Genomic DNA, 21,638 nt, shown 5'->3' with positions numbered 1-21,638 from the left:
TTACTCCTGTTCAGGATTTCGCAAGTAATAACCGACTCCTCTACGTGTTACGATCCAAGTAGGGTGGCTGGGATTATCCTCAATTTTTTCACGAAGACGTCTGACGGTTACGTCCACCGTACGGACATCACCGTAATAATCATATCCCCACACCGTTTGAAGAAGGTGCTCACGAGTCATGACCTGTCCAATATGCTTCGCCAGATAATGAAGAAGCTCAAACTCACGGTGTGTCAGTTCAATCGTTTCCCCGCGCTTGGACACAACATACGCATCCGGATGGATCGTTAATGAACCAACCGTAATCTCATTATTTTCATCCTCGTCGCTTGCCTGGGCAGCGCCGGCCTGATGTCGTCTAAGGTTCGCTTTCACCCTTGCAATCAATTCACGCGTACTGAACGGCTTTGTGACATAATCATCCGCACCGAGCTCTAGTCCAAGTACCTTATCGATCTCCGAGTCTTTCGCCGTCAGCATGATGATTGGCATCTCATACTTCTTCCGAATCTCACGGCACACTTCCATCCCGTCACGATTCGGAAGCATGATATCAAGAAGAACAAGATCAGGCTTCACTTCTTCAGCCATCTTCACAGCTTCATCGCCATCGTAAGCACAATGAACCTCATAGCCTTCCTTCTTTAAATTAAACTGTAAAATATCCGCAATCGGCTTTTCATCGTCAACAACTAAAATCTTTTTATCCATATCAATTGATCTCCTTTGACAATTAAATTCGGTCTTGAAGTAATTTTGCTTAGTATAGGATTCTTCCTTTAAATTTATCACTTTCTGCGTCTTAATTCATCTTTTACTCTATGTTTGGTTGATTTCATGTCTTTTTTACCAAGGTTGAAGGCATAAACTTACTATTTAATCGCATATATTTTTTTCTACACCGCTGTTGATTTCCCGCAGGGGTCTTCGTCTTGCACTCCAATCAACAGCTGCAGAGGCTTAAAACCTAGTACGATTTAAAATAGCGGGTATACCCTGTTTTTTTATCATAGTCACTTCATTTTTGCTACTTAAAAGAAAAAAGAAAGAAACCCAAATACAACAAAGGGGACTGACAGCTGGTGGTTGTTGTCAGTCCCGTATTGTATCTTCTTTAATTATTATAGTACATCCAATGGATTGATCCGGGATCCATTTTTATATACTTCGAGGTGTAAGTGAACTCCGGTGGATTCTCCTGTTGTTCCCATGATTCCGATCTTTTCGCCTTTTTCAACCTTCTGACCGGCTGAAACAGAAATGGAATCCAAGTGAGCGTAAATCGTTTTGTAGCCATTTTGATGATCAATTACTACTTTATTTCCGTAACCGCCATCGTCCCAGCCTGCAGAAACGACAACACCGTTATCAACGGATTTGATTGTCTTGTTATCTGGACGTGCAATATCGATTCCTTTATGCATCTTGCCCCAGCGAGGTCCCATCTTAGAAGAGATGTATCCTCCATTTGTCGGCCATGCAAAGCTGCCTGATCCACGTGAAGGTGTTTCCTTTGTTCCTTTAAGAACGATATATTTCACAGGTTCTTTCAAATCTTTTTCTTCTGTTACATTTTTTTCGGTTTGAGAACCATTTACTTCTGTAGATGTGAAAGTAACTAACTTCTCACCGTCTTTTCCTTCTTGCTTCACTTTCGTATCGCCTTTATTCATTGTGGAATCTTCAATGACCTGTTTGTCATAGGCGATTTTCTCGATCTTATTTACTTCTTTTTTTACAACCGTATGAACATACGGCTTACTAACTGTCACATTTAATTCTGAGCCGATTTTCAAGGCACCCTCTTCATCAAGTTCACCGTTTAACTTTAATAGCTCAGCAGTAGTCAATTTATGCTTCTCAGCGATTGAACCAAGGACATCTCCTTCTTCGACCTTATACTTCTTCTCTTCAAGACTTCCTTTAAGAAGAAGATTAACAGCCTCATCTGAAGAAATAATTTCTTTTGGATCTGCAGAAGATTTTTCCGCTTCTACATTTTCTTTAAAAGAAACTTCCAATAAACGTGTTTCATTTTCCTTTAAAGCGGGTAGAGAAGAATTAGTATCCTTTTTACGAGCTTCTAATTCTTTTAGTTCGTCTTCAGAAACATATTTTAACTTGATCTTTTTCAACGTTTCGTCAGCAGCTTCTTTATCTTTTACATAAGCAACCGGCTTGTCATTGACAACCAATGCATAAGCGTTGGCTTCGACAGCCATCGACTTAGTGACATTATTTAATACTTCCTGATTATTTGTTTTTGCAGTGAAAACATTTTCAGGTATGTATGTGATGTCATTATTCCATGTCACTTGATAATCTTTATACTCTTCTTGAGCATCATCCAGTTTATCTTCAAGCATGTTCTTCACATCATCTTGATTCGTAACAGCCCCTACATAATGACTGTTGACATAAACATGATAAATGGTCTTCAGCTCTTTATCTGATGAATCATCTGCAGAAACAGATGAAAACGTTAGTGTAGAAAGTGCTAATGTTGTGATCGCAACCTTCTTCATAAACTGAGAAGAGCGACTCTTATATTTTTCTAATTTCGGTAATAATCCTTCTCCAAACCTCATTCTCTTGCCTCCCGTAAACTAAAAAGCAAAAATCACTGTGTTGGTCGTTCATTATGCCTAATTTTAGTAAATATTCTTGTAAATTCGTACTTTACTAATTTACCATAATTCGACGAAATACGGGGAAAAGTATCACGATTGTAATGAAACTGTATAATTGGCGGAAAATTCAATGAGTCCATTTCATGATTTTGATGCTGGAGTCCTTTATATATCTAGGTATAAGGATACAGAGGATAAAAATTCATAACGAAGAAGAAAGTGGAATTTTGTTGATTTTTGTTACACCCATGTTACAAACACATAATAAAAAAGTACTACGAGAGTCAAAGTCATCGCAGTACTTTTTGTAAGATGGCTCAGGACGGAATCGAACCGCCGACACATGGATTTTCAGTCCATTGCTCTACCAACTGAGCTACTGAGCCGTAATAAAATTTTAGTTCCTAATGCGAGCATCCGATTGTCCATCGTCCAGCTCTCAGAAGGATTATTCAAGGTGCTGCTCGAGCTGTACGCTGATGATCATTCGATGAAGCTTATTCACCGTGCTCTACCAACTGAGCTACTGATCCGTATATGTAAGAATTACATAGAATCAAGCATCCGGCTTGGATAAATGATGATTCATTATGTAAAAATAAAATGGCGGTCCGGACGGGACTCGAACCCGCGACCTCCTGCGTGACAGGCAGGCATTCTAACCAACTGAACTACCGGACCAGTGTTTTTCGCTTTAGCGAAATAACATTCATTTACTTGGGATAGCAAAATAGCTATCATTTAATTCGCTTCAGCGAAATAATTGAGCTCGTTTACCTTAGCAAATTAACAAACTACCCAACTACCAAACTATCATTCTAATAAAAGAAGATATGACCCATACGGGATTCGAACCCGTGTTACCGCCGTGAAAGGGCGGTGTCTTAACCGCTTGACCAATGGGCCATGCAAAATGGTGAGCCATGAAGGACTCGAACCTTCGACCCTCTGATTAAAAGTCAGATGCTCTACCAACTGAGCTAATGGCTCAAAACCTTTTTTTGTGACCAAATGAATGTCTCAAAAATCTATATCAACACGAAAGTTTCGCGACGTCTTTCGTGACAACGAAATTAATATTATCACGTATGGAGGAAGGGGGCAATAGTTTTTTGTAGAATTTTGTTGAAAATTATTTTCTGGGGAATATTAGTCACTCTATAACGTAAGAAAGCCGCCAGTTTCTTCTTAACTGACGGCTTTTTTTCTATTGGAGAGTATACACCCTTCCTTTCTTCTCACCTTCCATCGAAGAGGAAACTGATTTCAATATACGGGTTGCCAGCGATGAACATCTAATATGTAAAAATTCTTTTAGTTGAGTGCTGGTGATTGAATCTCCAAAAAGCAATTGATAGTCTTTTATTGCTGCAAGATGGGCATCTTTTGATTTAGAAGTGCATTGGTCGCAATATCAATACCCATGAATTCTCTGGAGGGGAAGATGATTGCAAACTTCACAAAACACCCCTGTTAATATATCTTCTCTAGAAAGCTGATACTGTTCGACGATTGAGTTATCTAAAGGCGTATCTAACTTCAAGACTTTACGGATGATCTTTTTTATTTCTTTTTGCGTTAGTACATCCGTTTTATGATGGTTTTTAAGATCAGAAATTTTTGTAGGGAGGATGTGATTTTTTATGACTATATTTTTTGTGAAGTTGTCTTTGGATTTAATGACGGTCTGGGGATTACTGAAGACAACGAACCCTTGAATGGGGAGTTGCGGAAGATTATTGCGCTTTAACCATTTATTCAGTTGACTTTTTTGCCTCTGCAGTTGGGTGATTGGGTCTGGATAAGCTTTTTCCTGACCACTTTTAATTTGAATGACTTGATTAAAATCCCTGTCAAACTCTATGATGCCTGCTAAATATTTTATTTCTAATATACACAATAATCTTTTAGTCAAAACAAGTGCGTCTATTTGGAAAAAATGTTCGCCATCAAATAATCGAATATCATGAAATATATAATATTCTTCATCCGGTAGGAAACTCAGATAATATTCAATAGATTTTTCACCTTTGTACCCTGCCAGATACCTTGCTAAATCTTCTTTGGTAAATGAATGTTTAAGGTGGTGGGGAGGAATTCTAGGGGAAAGTGCTTGTAACTTTAAAATAGTGGGGGGAATTTGTTTTGCTTTTACGATCATTTCATCACTCCAATCTAATTTTCTAAGATAGTTATTCGATACGAATGCCGCAAATCCTTTTTCAAACAAAAAATAAGTTGACAGTGAGGGTATTAAAGGTGCGGGATTAATTTTATTATCAAAAACAACTTACTTATTATCAAAAATAGAAATATATTATCAAAACCTTAAATTTGTCGATTTTAATACCCAATACTGTATAGATTACTACCACCCAAAGAACGCCCCCCAAACAAAAAAACCACAGCCCAGCCCCACTCCCGGAACCAAACTGCGGTCTCCATACCAATCCAAAAACCTCAATAAGTCAAACTAGCCGCCACAATCAACCCAACCACGATCGAAACAGAAAACAAGCTGAATCCGATCGCGACGTTGCCTTCTTCCACTTTCTTGGCAAGATTCGTTTTAGGCGTCAATACGTATTCGATGATCCAATACGCGATGACCTGTGTGGCGATACCGATCAATCCCCATACGAAGGCATCGATCAAACTGACGCTGTTTGCCCAGACGGTGTAGATGACGATCGCTAACCCGATCGCTTTTCCCCATAGTTTCAACGCTACGGCCACATTGCCTTCGCGGATAAGTGTGGCTTCAGAGAATTTGGTGGTAAATGCGAATACGATGACACCGAGGATCATGAGTCCGAGGCCGGTGCCGACATGGGCAAGAAAACTGATAAGTGCTTCACTCGTTATGATTTGCATTGATTACTCTCCTTTTTGATCTTCCCCGACACCAATCGGAAGGAAGTATGATTCGTTATCGGTAATGGCATTGCCGGCACGATATCCGACAGCAGCCGCCGATCCATTTATGACGAAACTGCCGGCCATCAGGCTCGCCTCCACAACACCCGCATCAACCCGGATGTCACAACGGGGCAGTTCGATATATTCCTGATACACAGGCAATGATTCTTTATACGTTTCTTTCGGATCCTGAAGCACAACCTCACCCGAAGCTTCGATGATCTTGACGGTATCCCCTTCACGTCCGAACGCAGGCTTTTGCACATACGTTACGCCGCTTTCCTCAAACGCATCCGGATCCAGATAAGTCGGTAAGAAGAACGCAGATATCCATTCGTGCTCTTCTTCCGTATAAAACTCACTCCCCGACTCATGCAGCCCCCATATCAAAGCCTGCACCCCTTTTGACTGCATCAAAAAGGCAGATGGCGGGTTCAACACAGCGAGTTTCCCATTCAACACAAGCTCAATCAACTCCAGGCCGACTTTTTCACCTGTATCGGGATCAACGTCATCCACCAGATGCTCAACGGGATATGTTGGACGGTACAGAACATCGATCCGCTCCCCGGAAGGAGTATAAACGCCTGCTTCGCGACCAGTCCTGATCTGCAATTGATCCAGACTGATAAATTCAGAAGGGACGCCGGCCAATGACTGAAGGTACCGTGTCGTTAAATAATCCTCTTCATGATCACTGTGCGATGAAAAAACGATCTTCGGCGAGCCGTCCCGCTCCAGTGTCCGCCAAGAAGCAAGCAGTGAACGCCGCAGCTCAAGGCCCAGCAGCTCTTCAAACCCCTCATTGGGATCCTCACATGAAAAATACGAACAAACTTTGCCGTTCACATGAAAAAGCTCTTTAATGAAAGTCGGTGTGTCACTGTTGAATTCCAGTAATTTCACCCCGCCGTCATCCGCAACGACAAAATCGAATCTCCCGACGATGCATTCCTGGGGAATCGATTTAAATCTTATATAAGAAAGGGATTCTTCGGGGAAACCTAACTCCAGCAGGGACTCGTCACTGAGCTCCCGGAGCAGCCCGGCCGTTTTCCGGTACACTTGATAGACTTTTTCAGACGCATCACGAATCGTCGCTACAACATCAGGAGATTCATTTTTCACATCCAAAAGAGCATATTCCATTCCGAAAAGGTCATGCCAGAAATTCGATATCGTTTCATAAAAGCGGGTTCTCTGTTCACGATGGGAAGTATCCATATTACCCGCCGAAACCGCCTTTCGATCCGCTTCCTATGCCTGATTTATAGGATTTTGAATAGGATTTGTAACCTGAATAATTCTTCAGACTGGATTTATTTTTAAACATCCTGCCTGCGAACCAGAAGTAGCCAAAATGAGCGGATCGGCTGTCATCACAGTAGTACGTTCCGCTTTCGTCGTCCCAATCCCAGTCGTCGCAGTCGGTGTCGGTCGGCTCCGGCGGAAGTTCCTGGTTGTTTCCGCATCCTGTAACAGAAATGGCCATGACGGATGCGACCACTCCTGCCATCATTTTTTTCGTTTTGTTCATTGCGCTTCCTCCTCCAGCATTACGCCTGTTGCTTTGACATATAAGATATAAACGGACCGGTCTTCATCGATTTCAGCAGAGTCCCGTTCATACTCCGCACCATCTATATAGATATATACAGAACCAATGACACTCAGAATATCAAGGTGATCTTCGTACGTTTCCTGTTTTACTATCGGATGATTCTTCCTCATATTCAGTTCACGGATCTCGAGTTTCAGCCCCTGCGGCGGAAACAATGGATCCTTGACAGGCTCTTCTTCAAATATTTCTACATAAATAAGAAAGAGGTTTCCTTCTTTTGCTGAAGAGACCTGTTTGTAAGTGATGCCTTCTTTGACAAAAAACTCACATTCCCTGCGGGCAAGGATCTGCTCGAGTTCGATATCCGGGTAATGATAAATGGGTTCAAAACCGTTCATGCCTTTAAGCAGGCGGTATTCCAATAGGGGTCTCGACATTTCTTACTCTCCTCCTGCGCATTGCTTTCATTATAATATAGGTTCTTTTCGCATTCATCGTTATATTTTACATGCAGTCGTACGATCGGCGGCCCATTTATGTATGGTACACTTCAACGTACAAAAAACAACAATCTCGTAAATCACTCTTCTATGTATACGATTCATAAAAGGAATGGTTTCATTTATAACTCGGTTATTGGTATTATTATACTATGATTTCTTAATAAGGAGCGGTTGCATGGCCATTTTTATGAGACTTTGGAAACAAGTATCCAAAATGGATTTCGGTTTTATCTTATTGTTATCCATTATCATCATATTATTGGGTACATTCGGTATTTACTTTTTGGAACCTGAAGGCTTTCCTTCGCTGTTTGACGGTTTCTGGTGGACGATGACCACGTTGACTACTGTCGGATATGGGGATTATTATCCCGTCACCGTGGGCGGACGCCTGCTTGGAATATTCCTCTTTATCTTTGGTATCGGGATCATCGGGGTCCTGATCAGCAAAACGGTGGATGCCATCACCACTTTTCAAAAATACAAACGGGAAGGGAAGCTTGAATATACCATGAATGATCATTTTATCTATATTAACTGGTCCAAGAAGACAGAACGTGCGATCGCAGAAGTACTCGCTCATTCGCCGGAAGCGGAGATCGTGCTGATCGACACACTCAGTGAATCGCCTGTCGATCATGATCAGATCCACTATATTCAAGGGGACCCGTCGGATGAAGAAATATTGTTGCGGGGGAATATCCTTGATGCCAAAAGAGTCGCGATATTTTCCGATTCGCGTATCGAAGACCCATCACTCATCGATGGAAAGACGCTCTTGATTGCTTCAGCCGTTGAAGGCTTGTCAAAAACATATGAAAAGGAGATCCATACGATTGTCGAAATCTCCGAAGACCGTCATATCCCTAAGTTCAAGCATATTGCCGTCGAGGATTTCATTCTATCTACTGATTCGGTATCCTTTTTAATGGCAAAAGCGACGATTCACCCTGGAACGACGAGTCTGTTCCGGCAGCTGCTGAGTAAGCGGTATGGGAATAATATTCATGAGCTGAAGCCGAATTCTGAATGGAAAACGATCAAACAAGCATCGGAAGAGCTTCTGCAAAAAGGGGCCATATTACTTGCAGTCAACGACAGTATGGACTTTACGGATGCAATCAACCGTGAATTGCACCAGACTGACACCCTTTATGTCGTGTGCCATGATCGGGTGTATGAACATATCACGGCGACTAACTGAATACAAAAAAGAAGCTGACCTAATGGATCAGCTTCTTTTTTTAAAAAATTATCTTGCACTCCAAACACTGCGAACCACATTCGTTTGAGAACGGTCAGGTCCAACAGAGAAGATGGAAAGCGGAATTCCTGTCAGTTGGGATACGCGCTCTAAATAGTGGCGTGCATTTTCCGGAAGCTCGGACAGTGTCTTGCATCCTGTGATGTCTTCCGTCCAGCCTGGAAGCTCTTCGTATACCGGCTCGCAATCAGCAAGAATGTTGAGGTTTGCCGGGAACTCTTCCATGATTTCACCTTTATATTTATACGCGACACATATCTTTAGAGTTTCGATGCCTGTCAATACATCGATTGAGTTAAGAGATAGATCAGTCAGTCCGCTCACACGGCGAGCATGGCGTACGACCACGCTGTCGAACCAGCCGACACGGCGCGCGCGCCCAGTCGTTGTACCGTATTCACGGCCGACTTCACGGATTTGATCTCCGATTTCGTTGTTCAGTTCAGTTGGGAAAGGTCCGTCCCCAACACGAGTCGTGTATGCTTTTGAAACACCAACGACGTGATTGATCTTCGTTGGTCCTACACCTGAACCGATCGTCACTCCGCCCGCAACCGGGTTAGAGGATGTAACGAATGGGTATGTACCCTGATCGATATCAAGCATAACCCCTTGTGCGCCTTCAAAAAGAACGCGGCGTCCGTTGTCGATTGCATCGTTCAATACAACGGATGTATCGACTACGTACTTCTTGATTTGCTGGCCGTACTCATAGTACTCATCAAGGATGTCTTCGATTTTGAAGCCTTCCGTTTCATAGAAACGCTCAAGGAGGCGGTTCTTCTCCTCAAGATTACGGGCAAGCTTTTCTTCGAATGATTCACGGTCAAGAAGGTCTGCGATACGGATTCCGATACGTGCTGCTTTATCCATGTAGGCAGGACCGATTCCTTTTTTCGTCGTACCGATCTTGTTGGCACCTTTGCGCTCTTCTTCCACTTCATCAAGTTTTAAGTGGTAAGGAAGGATGACGTGAGCTCGGTTGCTGATTCTCAAGTTCTCCGTTGTAACGTCACGGTCATGTAGATATTTAAGTTCTTTTACCAATGCTTTCGGATCGACAACCATTCCGTTCCCGATGACCGAGATTTTTTCATTATAAAAAATACCAGAAGGAATTAAATGTAATTTATACGTTTCACCATCGAATTTAATTGTGTGACCCGCGTTATTTCCACCTTGATAACGTGCGATTACTTCTGCGTGTTCAGAAAGGAAGTCAGTAATCTTTCCTTTTCCTTCGTCTCCCCATTGTGTACCCACTACTACTACTGAAGACATATTAAGCACCTCCGACAGGAATTAGTATTCCCTCTTTTTTCAAACAAACTCATTTTATCAACTGCCGAGTGGAAAGTCAATCAAAACACGAACATTATTATAGGTATTTATATTTATGTTCGTAAAAGAGTGCCGCTTTATTCTGCTAAAGGCCCGTCCCTCGGTGCTTTAACGCGTCATAGAATGTTACTGATAAAAAAGTAATAGCCCAAAATTTTTATTTTTGATATGGTTAAATAAGCATTTTGAATTTTACATACAATTGGATATTGAGGTGAGTGGAATGATTAGACGTTTTTTCAGTTATTACCGTCCTCACAGGCGGCTGTTTTATATAGATTTCGCATGTGCCGTGCTGGTTGGACTGCTTGAGCTCGGGTTTCCGATTGCCGTCTCCTGGTTCATCGATACACTTTTGCCGGAAGGAAACTGGAGCACGATCCTGGCGGTGAGTGCGGGACTGCTCGCACTGTATCTGCTGAGTTCAAGCATGCAGTTTGTGGTGAACTACTGGGGGCATAAGCTTGGCATCAACATCGAGACCGATATGAGGCGTGAGCTTTTCCACCACGTGCAGAGGCAGTCCTTCCGCTTCTTCGATAATACGAAGACCGGGCACATCATGAGCCGGGTGACCAATGACCTGATGGATATCGGCGAACTTGCCCATCACGGGCCGGAGGATTTATTCATTGCCGTCATGACATTCATCGGAGCGTTCTGGATCATGCTGACGATCAATGTGAAGCTCGCCCTTGTCGCAATCATCATCGTACCGTTCCTTGTGTGGCTGATTTCGTATTCGAATATCAAGATGAATAAGGCCTGGACGAAGATGTACGGGAATATCGCAGACGTAAACAGCCGGGTGGAGGACAGTGTTTCAGGTTCGCGTGTCGTTCAGTCTTTTACAAATGAACAATATGAAATGGACCGCTTCAATGAAAACAACCAGTTCTTCCGGAAGTCAAAATTAAAAGCGTACAATGTCATGAGTGTGAACTTGTCAGGGATCTATATCACCACGCGTCTGATGACGCTGGTCATCCTCGTATACGGGGCGTGGCTGAGCTTCTCGGGTGCCCTTTCTTATGGGGAGCTGGTGGCCTTCATCCTTTACATCAATGTCCTGTTCAAACCGATCGATAAGATTTCTGCGCTTCTTGAACTTTATCCGAAAGGGATGGCCGGCTTTAAACGGTTCACGGAACTGATGGATATGGAGCCGGATATCGAAAACCGTCCGGATGCCATTGAGGTGGCGACGTTAAGAGGGACTATCGAATTCCACGGCGTACACTTCGGTTATGAGCCTCACCGCCCGATCCTGAACGATCTGTCCTTCAAGATTGAGCCGGGGCAGACCGTTGCATTCGTCGGTCCTTCTGGTGCTGGAAAAACGACGATTTGCTCCTTGATTCCTCGCTTCTATGATATCGAAGGAGGCTCGATCACCATCGATGGAATCGACATCAGGGATATGACGAAGGAGTCGCTTCGATCACAGATCGGGATCGTTCAGCAGGACGTCTTCCTTTTCACGGGGACTCTCCGTGAAAACATCGCCTATGGAAGGTTGGATGCGACCCAGGAAGAGATCGAGGAAGCATCGAGACGCGCTCACTTGACCGACCTGATCGCATCACTTCCCGACGGATATGATACGCAAATCGGGGAGCGGGGCTTGAAACTATCCGGCGGCCAGAAGCAGCGGTTATCCATTGCGAGGATGTTTTTGAAGAATCCACAGATCCTGATTCTTGATGAAGCGACATCAGCACTTGATACAGAGACCGAAGCGATCATCCAGGATGCGTTGAACGAGCTTGCGAAAGACCGTACGACGCTGGTCATCGCCCACCGTCTCGCCACGATCCGAAAGGCAGACCGGATCCTTGTTGTCACCGAGAACGGAATTGCTGAGGACGGTACTCATGAAGAGCTGTTGTCGATCGAGGATGGGATTTTCACGAAGCTCCATGCTCATCAGCATGCGACGATATTATAGTAAAGTCGATGTGGGACCGTGCCTGATTAGTTTGTTCTCGGCCCGAGAGAAAAAGGGTTTTGATAATATATTGGGATTTTTGATAATATAATGTCTGTTTTTGATAATTTATTTCGTTTTTTGATAATATAAGTGTGGTTTTTGATAATAAACAACCAGACAATACCCCCTACCCCTTATAATAAGGCGGGCATTATACTATTAAACAGGCATTTCTTAACGACAGGAACCTAATCATTTAATTAGACAAAAGATTTTTAAAAAAAATCGTTATTTCAAGCAAAAAAACCAAGCATGCATCCCATGCTTGGTTTTTTTCATCCATATCTATCAATCCGGCGGCCTATCTAAGCCCCCGGCGGAACCCCTGAATCATCAAATCGCCGCTCCAGATTAACGAATTTATTGTATTCCTTCACGAAAGCAAGCGATACATTCCCGACCGGACCGTTACGCTGCTTGGCGATGATGATTTCGATGATGTTTTTATTCTCGGCATCATGATCATAGTAATCTTCACGATAAAGGAAGGCTACGATATCGGCATCCTGCTCGATACTTCCTGATTCACGGATATCGGACATCATCGGACGCTTGTCCTGACGCTGCTCAACTCCACGGGAAAGCTGTGAGAGGGCAATGACAGGGACCTGAAGCTCACGGGCAAGTCCTTTCAATGAACGGGAGATTTCAGAAACCTCCTGTTGACGGTTCTCGCCTCCGCGGCCATTCCCTTGGATCAGCTGCAAGTAATCTATCAGAATCATGCCGAGGCCGTGTTCCTGTGCCAGACGGCGGCATTTCGATCGGATTTCCCCGACCTTGATCCCTGGGGTATCATCAATATAGATACCGGCATTGGAGAGGCTTCCCATTGCCATCGTCAGCTTTCTCCAGTCTTCGTCCGTCAGTTCACCGGTACGAAGGTTTTGTGCATTGATGTTTCCTTCTGCACAAAGCATACGCATGACAAGCTGCTCTGCACCCATCTCAAGTGAGAAGATCGCGACATTTTCCTTCGCCTTGACCGCTACGTTCTGAGCGATGTTCAGCGCGAAGGCGGTTTTACCCATCGATGGACGGGCTCCTACGATGATCAAGTCATTTCGCTGGAAACCGGCTGTCATATGATCAAGATCCGCGAATCCTGTTGGGATCCCCGTCACGTCACCTTTACGGTTCGTGAGTGTTTCGATATTGTCATAGGTCCGTACGAGTACGTCCTTGATATTATGGAATGCCCCGGCATTCTTACGCTGAGCGACTTCCATGATGCTTTTTTCCGCTTCCCCGAGGAGCGCATCCACTTCGTCTTCTCGGGCATAGCCGTCGGATGCTATATCAGTAGCCGTACGGATGAGTCGTCTCAATAAAGACTTCTCTTCTACGATTTTCGCATAGTATTCGATATTGGCAGCAGTCGGTACAGATCCTGCCAGTTCACTTAAATAAGCAACCCCGCCGACATCCTCGAGCTCCTTGGCGGCTGCCAATTCTTCTGTGACCGTGATGAGATCGACCGCTTTTCCGCCGTCACCCAGTTTCAGCATCACGTTGAATATTTTCTGATGAGAGTGACGATAGAAATCTTCAGGGATAAGTCCCTCAGAAGCCGTCGTCAATGCACTCGGCTCTAAGAAAATGGCACCGAGCACGGCTTGTTCAGCTTCTATATTCTGAGGGGGAATCCGTTCTTGTAACATCTCATTCATCTATTTATGACCTCCATTTCGAAAAACAGGTGGAAGAGCTTCTCTATAATCAAATCATTCAAGACTTTTTTCCTACCGAAAAAATGTGACCGGGAAAGGATCCTGATCACATTTTTTATCAACCTATATTCATTTTATCATGTTTTTCGCTAAATGAAGTTACCAAATTTCGTATGTTGCGAGAAATTATTCTTCCGTCACGTGTACTTTCAGTGTAGCCGTTACGTCTGTATGCAGCTTCACCGGTACATTTGTAAAGCCTAAAGAGCGGATCGCGTCGTTCATTTCGATCTTGCGCTTGTCCACTTTGATGCCATGTTCTTTCTTTAACACATCTGCAATCTGCTTGCTTGTGATGGAACCGAAAAGACGTCCGCCTTCACCGGATTTCGCTTTCATTTCCACAGTAAGCTCTTCAAGCGTCCCTTTTAATTGCTTTGCTTCTTCCAATTCTTCCTGAGCAAGCTTCTTTTCTTTGTTCTTCTGGCCTTCAAGCTGACCGATATTGGCGTTCGTCGCTTCTACAGCAAGACCCTTTTTAAGCAGGAAGTTATGTGCGTAACCGTCCGCAACATTTTTCACTTCGCCTTTTTTACCTTTGCCTTTAACATCTTTTAAGAAAATTACTTTCATGTCTCTTTTCTCCCTTCGAAATAATCATTTAGTGCTTCTTTTAACTGTTGTTCCGCTTCCCCAACAGAAAGATCTTTTAATTGAGTGGCAGCATTCGTTAAATGGCCGCCGCCGTGTAAGCTTTCCATAATGATTTGAACGTTCACATCGCCCAATGAACGGGCACTGATGCCGATCGTATCGGGTTCCCTTTTTGAAATGACAAAGGAGGCGATGACTTCGTCCATTGTTAACAGCGTGTCTGCCGCCTGCGCAATCAGAACGGGGTCATAGATGACGTCTTCGTCCGCTTTCGCAATGGCTACGCCTTTATGATAAAATTCGACCGATTCGATTAGACGCGCCCGTTTGATATAGGTATCGACGTCTTCTTTCAGGAACTTCTGAACAAGGACCGTGTCAGCCCCTTGCGCCCTTAAATAGGAGGCCGCGTCAAACGTTCTGGAACCGGTGCGGAGCGTAAAGCTCTTCGTGTCGACGATGATGCCGGCAAGAAGGGCTGTAGCTTCGAGCATGGAAATTTTTTCATGCTTCGGCTGATATTCCAAGAGCTCTGTCACTAGTTCCGCTGTCGACGAAGCATATGGCTCCATATAGACCAGCAGCGGATTTTTGATGAAATCTTCGCCTCGTCTGTGATGATCGATGACGACGACTTTATCAATTTTATTTAACAGCTTTTCTTCAATGACAAGTGACGGCTTATGCGTATCCACGACCACCAGCAGCGTATCTTCAGTCGCCATCTCAAGCGCTTCTTCAGGTGTGATGAAGCGGGAGTAGAGGTCTGAATTGCTCTTGATCTCTTTCATCATTCGTTTGACGCCGTTGTCTATTTCGTTGAAATTCAGCACAACATAGCCTTCGCGTTGGTTCATCTGTGCCACCTTGCGGATACCGATTGCTGCTCCGATCGCATCCATATCAGGATGTCTGTGCCCCATGATGATAACTTTGTCGCTTTCGATCATCGTCTCACGAAGTGCATGTGAAATCACGCGAGCACGCACCCGGGTGCGTTTTTCCATCGGATTCGTTTTTCCGCCGTAGAATTTCACTTTACCGTTCGTCTGCTTGATGGCGACCTGATCACCGCCGCGGCCAAGAGCAAGATCGAGGCTTGATTGAGCGAGCGTCCCCAGTTCAGGCAGGGACGGCACCCCTGTCCCCACACCGATGCTCAGAGTAAGAGGGACATTCTGCTTGGACGTCGTATCCCGAACATCATCCAAGATGCCAAACTTCTCTTTTTCAAGCACTTGAAGTATTTTTTCATTGATGACCGCGATGAATCGTTCCGAGGAAATCCTTTTTAAGAAAACCCCATACTCTTTTGCCCATTTATTTAAGATAGACGTCACCAGGCTGTTCAGACTGCTTCGTGTCTGGTCATCCATTCCCTGGGTCAGTTCATCATAGTTATCCAGGAAGATGATGGCGATATTCGTGCGTTCCTCATGATATTGCTTTTCGATTTCCTTTTGTTCGGTTACATCGAAAAAGTACAGAAGCTTTTCTTTCAGCTTCAAAATGACATGGTACTTTCTTTCGTTCAATGTAATGATTTCAGAATCCACTTCCTGCTTGATGAGAGGTACAAGATTTTCTGCCACGTCATAGAGAGATCTGCCCACGACGGTATCCTCATTGAAGCAGGACGCAAGGAAAGGGTTCGTCCATTCTATGTAGTACTCATCATTTATCAGCATGATCCCGATCGGCATTTCCATCAATGCCTCTTCGCCGACCCGTTTTACCCGGTAGGATAAGGTGGAGATATACTCTTCTGTTTCTTCATGAGACCTTTTCTCGAAATAAAAAGCGAGAAAAAACGCGCTTCCAAAGACAATCAACCCGATTAACGAAATAATCCATTTGTAAAAAGCGACTGATACTAACAAGAGAGCTGTTAATATAGCAAGACCGTACAAAGGGTACCGGATCATTCGCTTATTAAAATAAGATGGCATGATTTCAGCTCCTGGAACTTAAATTATATTATCTTTATCTATGACTTACGTTGTAGGCGTTGTCTAAGATTAAATCCTAAGTCAATTATACCTAAAATTCTCACGAGATAAAGGAGTGGAATCGAAATGATTGTAATTAATACCAAAATCCCCTTCGACCAGCCCTTGAAATGGCCCAGAAAATAAAGGAATGACAGACCTTGGATGGCCATTAGCGTCTGCAGCACATAAAGCATATTTAAAACGGCCGTGTACAAATAAGTCCCCTGTTCCGGCTGTGCAATCATCGATACCACCAAAACAATCAGATAGTACCACAAAATGCTTTTTGGAAGCATCCATTCCCTGAACGGCTTGAAAACAGAGACAACAACGCCCATTCTTTTTAAGATCGGGAAATTCACCCAGATGAAGAGGAGGGCTGTACTTGCTGCCATTCCCAAAAATATCGTGGGGGTCAGTGTCTGAAGTAAATTGATCGAGCTTTCAAGACTTTCAACCAGTTTCTGGTCGGGCTCCTGACCGATTTGTTCAAATAACGAGTAATATGTAGTTTTTGATTCCTCAAGGCTGTCTTCAACAAGGTTAATATTGAAAATAGCAATAGTTAAAACAAAGCCCAGGACGATATTGATTAATAGCGTAATGGTTGCTGCCATTAATATCCTTAGTTTGTCCCACTTTTCTTTAATGCACCAGCCCATGACGATGGCCACAGTTCCGATTGCAAAGGCAAGCCCCAGCGCAATGGGTCCTCCAACTAAAAACCCAAGCAAAAGCGCACCGATGAATACATATAAGGAGCTCATCAGTGAATGTTTGGAACTGAATAACATCAGAGGCAGCGGAAGAACAAAAAACGCCGCTAATCCTAAAATGGGTACATACACGGTCAATAGCAATAACCCGGTGAAGAAGGCGAGCATGAGTGCCCCTTCCGTTAAAACACGATTATTTTTCAATATATAACTCTCCCAACATTAATTTCAGGCGAAACAACTATAACAGAATAATCATATCAATTTTATCGATGAATTTCATCTTAACGGCTTTTCCGCTTTAAGCAGGAGGTGTAAAAAAGATGCCCCTGCACGCCATCCTTCTTTTTCCTTAGTATATACTCCCTCCATAGAAGAGTATTCCCTACGGGTAAACAGAAGGACGATGCAGAGGGCACCTTCCTGGATTCATTATTTTATTTTGAACCTCTGAATCGAATCCTGCAGTTCCTGACTTAAGTCAGTCAGAACTTCTGCTGCTTCTGTGACAGAATGGATCGCCCTTAATTGCTCTTCGGAAGAAGCATTCATCTCTTCACAGGAAGCGGCTGTTTGTTCAGCTGTCGCCGCCATCAATTGGATGACGTTGACCACTTCATCTTTATCCAGATTGATTTGGCCGACCTGTTTATACATTTGTTCGATTTCGTTCTGCATCGTTTTCATGAGGGCAGAAGTTTGATCGAAAACCTCGTTTGTCTTTTGAATGACGCCGTACTGAACCTCGAAGGTTTCTTTCGTCTTGGTCATTTCATTGACTGCCTGATTCGATCCCTGCTGGATTTCGTGGATCGTGCTCTTCACTTGCTCTGTAGCCTTTACCGATTGATCGGCAAGCTTCCTTACTTCTTCTGCCACGACCGCAAATCCTTTTCCATGTTCACCTGCCCTCGCCGCTTCAATACTCGCATTCAAAGCAAGGAGATTGGTTTGAGACGAAATGTCCGTGATGGTCTCCATGACAGACTCGATCGTTTTCACTTTGGATTCAAGGCTCATAATCACCTTTTCCATCGAAGAAATATACTCATTGGAAGAATGATAGGCACTGACCAGTTCCTCAACTTGAATAAGTCCGGTCTGATTTATTTCATCAGCCTGGCCGGCCATTTCAGCCATCGCTCTCGAATTGTCATACACTTCATTGATTCGCGTCCCCAGCAATTCGGACTTTTGATGAGCGTTTTCTGAATCCGCAGCCGACTGAGAGGCACCATGTGCAATTTCATTTACAACCGTAGCCATTTCCTCACTTGAAGCATTGGTTTCTTCTGACACTGCACTCAAGCTTTCAGCCGATTGACGCACGTTCAAGACAGAATCCTGAACAACCTTAATCGTCTCTCTCATACTCGCAATCATCTTATTTAAATCGGATGCCAGTAGTCCAGTTTCATCTTTCGACTGGATTGATGACTGGATGGACAGGTCTCCTGTAGCCACTTCTGTTACCGTTCTTTGAAGCTCTTTAATCGGCTTGGTCATTTTATTTGAAACAAAGACGACCATAACGAGCATGACCACAAGGGTCACCAACCCCGTCAGCAGCAGCAATCGTTCAATTTCCTTTGATGACTGCAAAAGCGCCTCCATCTCATACGCCGATCCGACTTTCCAATTCGTTTTTGGAACCGTATTGTAGACAAGCACCTTCTTTTCACCGTCTAATTCATAGTGAATGGTACCCTGGTTATTTTCAGATTCCAACATTTCTTTAATAAACGATTGATCGGAAAGATTTTCCCCGCGCAACGTAGGGTGAACAATCGCTGTACCGTCGAGGCCAAAAAGAAAAGGATATCCTTCATAACCAAGCTCCATATCCGATACACTATCTGTCAATTTTGACAGATTGACGTCTACTCCGATCACTCCGATGATTTTATTATCGGAAACTACCGCTTTTGAAGCCGTAATGATATATTCTTCCGTAGCTGTATCGATATATGGTTCACTCCACACAACACCTGATTTCGCTTCTACCGCATCTTGATACCATGCACGGCTTGTCGGATCAAAATCGGCCGGCAGATCAACGGCAGGTACAATCTTAAGTTCTTTGTTCGGCGACGCGATATAAATCGACGTGGCCTCTTGGTATAAACCTAAATAATTCTTGAAGTCCGACTGAATATCCGCATATAACTCCGTATCCTGAGCTGCATCGATTTCAGGATCAAGCTGAGCTTTGGAATAGTTTTTCAACACATTCGAAACAGAATACTGACTCAGGCTTTTCTCATACTGTTCAAGAAAAAGCTGCACCGAGCTATTCAGCTCCTTCACCACTCCCTGTGTCTGCCCGATCACTTGATCCTCTGTCTTCATCCTCGTCTGCCAGCTCGTGATGGCAATGATCGCGATGAGTGAAGCGACGAATAGGATTGAAAATACCATGATCAGCTTCGCTCTTATGGATGATAGCTTCAAAGAACCTTTTTTATCTTTACTTTTTGGACGTTTCTTTTTTTGTTTCTCACTTTTCACTTCTTTTCCCCCTTGTGCCATTGCTTGCGTAAACCTATTCTCCTCTAATTTATCGACATGTTTCGTCAGAGTTTAATAGGATTGGGGGATTTCGGTTGATTATTGGAGGATTATATCTGAATGAGGTTTTCAGGGGGGAATTGCAAGGTACAGGTCTATGAGAAGAGACTTTTTGGGATCTTTGAGTATACATTGATCATCAAGACGAATTGGTAGTGGCAGATGGCCATTTTAACCATGCAAAACAGTATTTCTGAGTGGGCAAATGAATGTTATTTTCAACTTTCGCTAATTTATTTTCAAGTTTTGGACTTTTATTTTCAACTTCGATTTTTCCTCAAAACTTCCTAATTATCGACTTTTCTCTGCAACAAAAAAGCAGCAGAGACAAAGTCCCTGCTGCTTTTACCGTTCAATTACTCACCGCTAACGTATGGAAGCAATGCCATTGTACGAGCGCGCTTGATCGCACGAGTCAACTTACGTTGGTACTTAGCGTTTGTTCCAGTTACACGACGTGGAAGAATTTTTCCACGCTCAGAGATGAATTTCTTAAGAAGATCCACATCTTTGTAATCGATATGTGTAATTCCGTTTGCTGTGAAGTAGCATACCTTACGGCGTCTACGTCCACCTCTACGTCCTCCTGCCATGTGATTCGCCTCCTATCATTTTAGATTATTCGTATCGTTCGTTTAGAATGGCAGATCATCATCAGAAATGTCGATCGGCTGACCGTCATTTGCAAATGGATCCTCATCTACACGTGTATAGTTATTATTGTTGTTGTTGCGTTGTTGATTCTGATTCTGACTATAAGGATTTCCTTGGTCACGCTGACCTCCACCCGAATAGCCCGGACTTCCTCCACGGTCGCCTTGATTCGCACTGCGCGGTTCCAAGAACTGAACGCTTTCTGCTACAACTTCCGTCATAAACACACGACGTCCATCTTGTCCTTCGAAATTACGTGTTTGAATACGACCGTCAACGCCAGCTAAGCTGCCTTTTTTAAGAAAGTTTGCTACATTCTCTGCAGGGCGACGCCATACAACGCAATTAATAAAATCTGCTTCCCGTTCTCCTGATTGATTCGTAAAACTACGATTCACTGCAAGAGTAAACGAAGCAACAGCTACTCCATTCGGAGTATATTTTAATTCAGGGTCTTTGGTTAAACGCCCTACTAATACAACTCGGTTCATCATCAGAATCAACCCCTTCCTTCTAGTATCCTGTTTCACGTGAAACAATCATAGAAGTATATCTTAAAACGTTCGGATTATTCTTCTTCTTTAACAACGATATGACGGATAATGTCGTCACTGATCTTAGCCAAACGATCGAACTCGTTTACAGCTTCAGTGTTAGCGTTCATCTTCACTAGTTGGTAGAAACCATCACGGAAATCGTTGATTTCATACGCTAAACGACGTTTACCCCAATCTTTTGACTCGATGATTTCCGCACCGTTCGTTGATAAAACGTTATCGAAACGCTCAACTACTGATTTCTTTGACTCTTCGTCAATGTTTGGGCGGACAATGTACATAACTTCGTACTTTCTCATCTGAATGTCACCTCCTCGTGGTCTATGCGGTCCTTTCGTTATGAAAGGACAAGGAGCAATGCGTTCATTACTCACGAAATAGAATTATATCACAGTATATCTAGTATTGCAATATATCGTAGAATATCTGATAGATTTTGTGAAGAGACGGTTTTGAATGCCGCTTATGATTTCCGTGCAAGACTTCGCTTTCCGCGGGCGAGCGGTGAGCCTCCTCGTCGCTGCGCTCCTGTGGGGTCTCACCTGTCTCGCTTTTCCCGCAGGAGTCTTCGTCTTGCACTCCAATCAACCGCTGGAACTGGTTAGCATCAACTTAATGTT

General features: G+C 43.6%; 18 protein-coding genes and 4 tRNA genes. 2 read left to right on the top strand and 20 right to left on the bottom strand.

Annotation, left to right across the window (positions count from 1 at the left end):
• The 11 genes from yycF to ACXAFV_RS01900 form a co-directional block, all read right to left on the bottom strand.
• Positions 1–711: a response regulator YycF gene (gene yycF, locus ACXAFV_RS01950; protein ID WP_175989852.1), complete on the bottom strand. Its 711-nt coding sequence runs from the start codon at positions 709–711 to the stop codon at positions 1–3.
• A gap of 410 nt (positions 712–1,121) precedes the next feature.
• Positions 1,122–2,588 carry a peptidoglycan DD-metalloendopeptidase family protein gene (locus tag ACXAFV_RS01945; RefSeq protein WP_475124064.1) on the bottom strand — a complete coding sequence of 489 codons (1,467 nt, stop codon included), beginning with the start codon at positions 2,586–2,588 and terminating at the stop codon, positions 1,122–1,124.
• A 355-nt stretch (positions 2,589–2,943) separates the two neighbouring features.
• Positions 2,944–3,016 (bottom strand) — tRNA-Phe (locus ACXAFV_RS01940).
• 218 nt (positions 3,017–3,234) lie between these two features.
• A tRNA-Asp gene (locus ACXAFV_RS01935) sits at positions 3,235–3,311 on the bottom strand.
• A 153-nt stretch (positions 3,312–3,464) separates the two neighbouring features.
• Positions 3,465–3,536, bottom strand: a tRNA-Glu gene (locus tag ACXAFV_RS01930).
• An 8-nt stretch (positions 3,537–3,544) separates the two neighbouring features.
• Positions 3,545–3,620: transfer RNA gene (locus tag ACXAFV_RS01925), tRNA-Lys, on the bottom strand.
• A 424-nt stretch (positions 3,621–4,044) separates the two neighbouring features.
• Entirely contained in the window at positions 4,045–4,791 is a 747-nt protein-coding gene (locus tag ACXAFV_RS01920) for a nuclease-related domain-containing protein (RefSeq protein ID WP_475124062.1), read from the bottom strand.
• A gap of 299 nt (positions 4,792–5,090) precedes the next feature.
• Positions 5,091–5,504, bottom strand: coding sequence for a DUF350 domain-containing protein (locus tag ACXAFV_RS01915; RefSeq protein WP_475124060.1), 414 nt, complete (start codon positions 5,502–5,504; stop codon positions 5,091–5,093).
• A gap of 3 nt (positions 5,505–5,507) precedes the next feature.
• Positions 5,508–6,773: a glutathionylspermidine synthase family protein gene (locus ACXAFV_RS01910; RefSeq protein ID WP_475124058.1), complete on the bottom strand. Its 1,266-nt coding sequence runs from the start codon at positions 6,771–6,773 to the stop codon at positions 5,508–5,510.
• A 1-nt stretch (position 6,774) separates the two neighbouring features.
• Complete coding sequence (locus ACXAFV_RS01905) at positions 6,775–7,086, bottom strand: hypothetical protein (RefSeq protein ID WP_475124056.1); 312 nt, start codon at positions 7,084–7,086, stop codon at positions 6,775–6,777.
• Positions 7,083–7,547, bottom strand: a complete 465-nt coding sequence (locus tag ACXAFV_RS01900; protein ID WP_475124055.1) for a hypothetical protein — start codon at positions 7,545–7,547, stop codon at positions 7,083–7,085. The genes ACXAFV_RS01905 and ACXAFV_RS01900 overlap by 4 nt, the downstream gene beginning before the upstream one ends.
• Positions 7,548–7,722: 175 nt before the next feature.
• On the opposite strand from ACXAFV_RS01900, the gene ACXAFV_RS01895 reads away from it, so the two are divergent.
• Positions 7,723–8,817, top strand: coding sequence for an ion channel (locus ACXAFV_RS01895; protein ID WP_475124053.1), 1,095 nt, complete (start codon positions 7,723–7,725; stop codon positions 8,815–8,817).
• Between the two features lie 48 nt (positions 8,818–8,865).
• Here the strand turns inward: ACXAFV_RS01895 and ACXAFV_RS01890 are convergent, their stop codons facing one another.
• Entirely contained in the window at positions 8,866–10,158 is a 1,293-nt protein-coding gene (locus ACXAFV_RS01890) for an adenylosuccinate synthase (protein WP_475124052.1), read from the bottom strand.
• A gap of 283 nt (positions 10,159–10,441) precedes the next feature.
• Between ACXAFV_RS01890 and ACXAFV_RS01885 the strand changes: the two genes are divergently transcribed.
• Positions 10,442–12,166: an ABC transporter ATP-binding protein gene (locus ACXAFV_RS01885; RefSeq protein WP_475124051.1), complete on the top strand. Its 1,725-nt coding sequence runs from the start codon at positions 10,442–10,444 to the stop codon at positions 12,164–12,166.
• Positions 12,167–12,513: 347 nt separating this feature from the next.
• On the opposite strand, the gene dnaB is transcribed toward ACXAFV_RS01885, so the two are convergent.
• From dnaB to rpsF, 8 genes are all read right to left on the bottom strand, one after another.
• Positions 12,514–13,878 (bottom strand): replicative DNA helicase, encoded by a 1,365-nt coding sequence (gene dnaB / locus ACXAFV_RS01880; protein ID WP_475124049.1) that lies wholly within the window; start codon positions 13,876–13,878, stop codon positions 12,514–12,516.
• 186 nt (positions 13,879–14,064) lie between these two features.
• The gene (gene rplI / locus ACXAFV_RS01875) at positions 14,065–14,511 is read right to left on the bottom strand and encodes a 50S ribosomal protein L9 (RefSeq protein ID WP_475124048.1); all 447 of its coding nucleotides are present in this window, start codon (positions 14,509–14,511) and stop codon (positions 14,065–14,067) included.
• The gene (locus ACXAFV_RS01870) at positions 14,508–16,481 is read right to left on the bottom strand and encodes a DHH family phosphoesterase (RefSeq protein WP_475124047.1); all 1,974 of its coding nucleotides are present in this window, start codon (positions 16,479–16,481) and stop codon (positions 14,508–14,510) included. Before ACXAFV_RS01870 ends, rplI begins: the two co-directional genes overlap by 4 nt.
• A 38-nt stretch (positions 16,482–16,519) precedes the next feature.
• Positions 16,520–17,443 carry a YybS family protein gene (locus ACXAFV_RS01865; RefSeq protein WP_475124045.1) on the bottom strand — a complete coding sequence of 308 codons (924 nt, stop codon included), beginning with the start codon at positions 17,441–17,443 and terminating at the stop codon, positions 16,520–16,522.
• Positions 17,444–17,671: 228 nt separating this feature from the next.
• Positions 17,672–19,747, bottom strand: a complete 2,076-nt coding sequence (locus ACXAFV_RS01860) for a methyl-accepting chemotaxis protein (protein WP_475124044.1) — start codon at positions 19,745–19,747, stop codon at positions 17,672–17,674.
• A 416-nt stretch (positions 19,748–20,163) separates the two neighbouring features.
• On the bottom strand, positions 20,164–20,400 hold the full coding sequence (rpsR, locus tag ACXAFV_RS01855; RefSeq protein WP_175989837.1) for a 30S ribosomal protein S18: 237 nt from the start codon (positions 20,398–20,400) through the stop codon (positions 20,164–20,166).
• Between the two features lie 42 nt (positions 20,401–20,442).
• Positions 20,443–20,955 carry a single-stranded DNA-binding protein gene (gene ssb, locus ACXAFV_RS01850; RefSeq protein WP_175989836.1) on the bottom strand — a complete coding sequence of 171 codons (513 nt, stop codon included), beginning with the start codon at positions 20,953–20,955 and terminating at the stop codon, positions 20,443–20,445.
• Positions 20,956–21,029: 74 nt separating this feature from the next.
• Positions 21,030–21,317, bottom strand: a complete 288-nt coding sequence (gene rpsF / locus ACXAFV_RS01845; protein WP_224875693.1) for a 30S ribosomal protein S6 — start codon at positions 21,315–21,317, stop codon at positions 21,030–21,032.
• Positions 21,318–21,638: the final 321 nt, after the last annotated feature.

This window comes from Rossellomorea sp. ABR4_012 (assembly GCF_056159545.1).
This window is presented reverse-complemented; position numbering and strand designations above follow the sequence as displayed.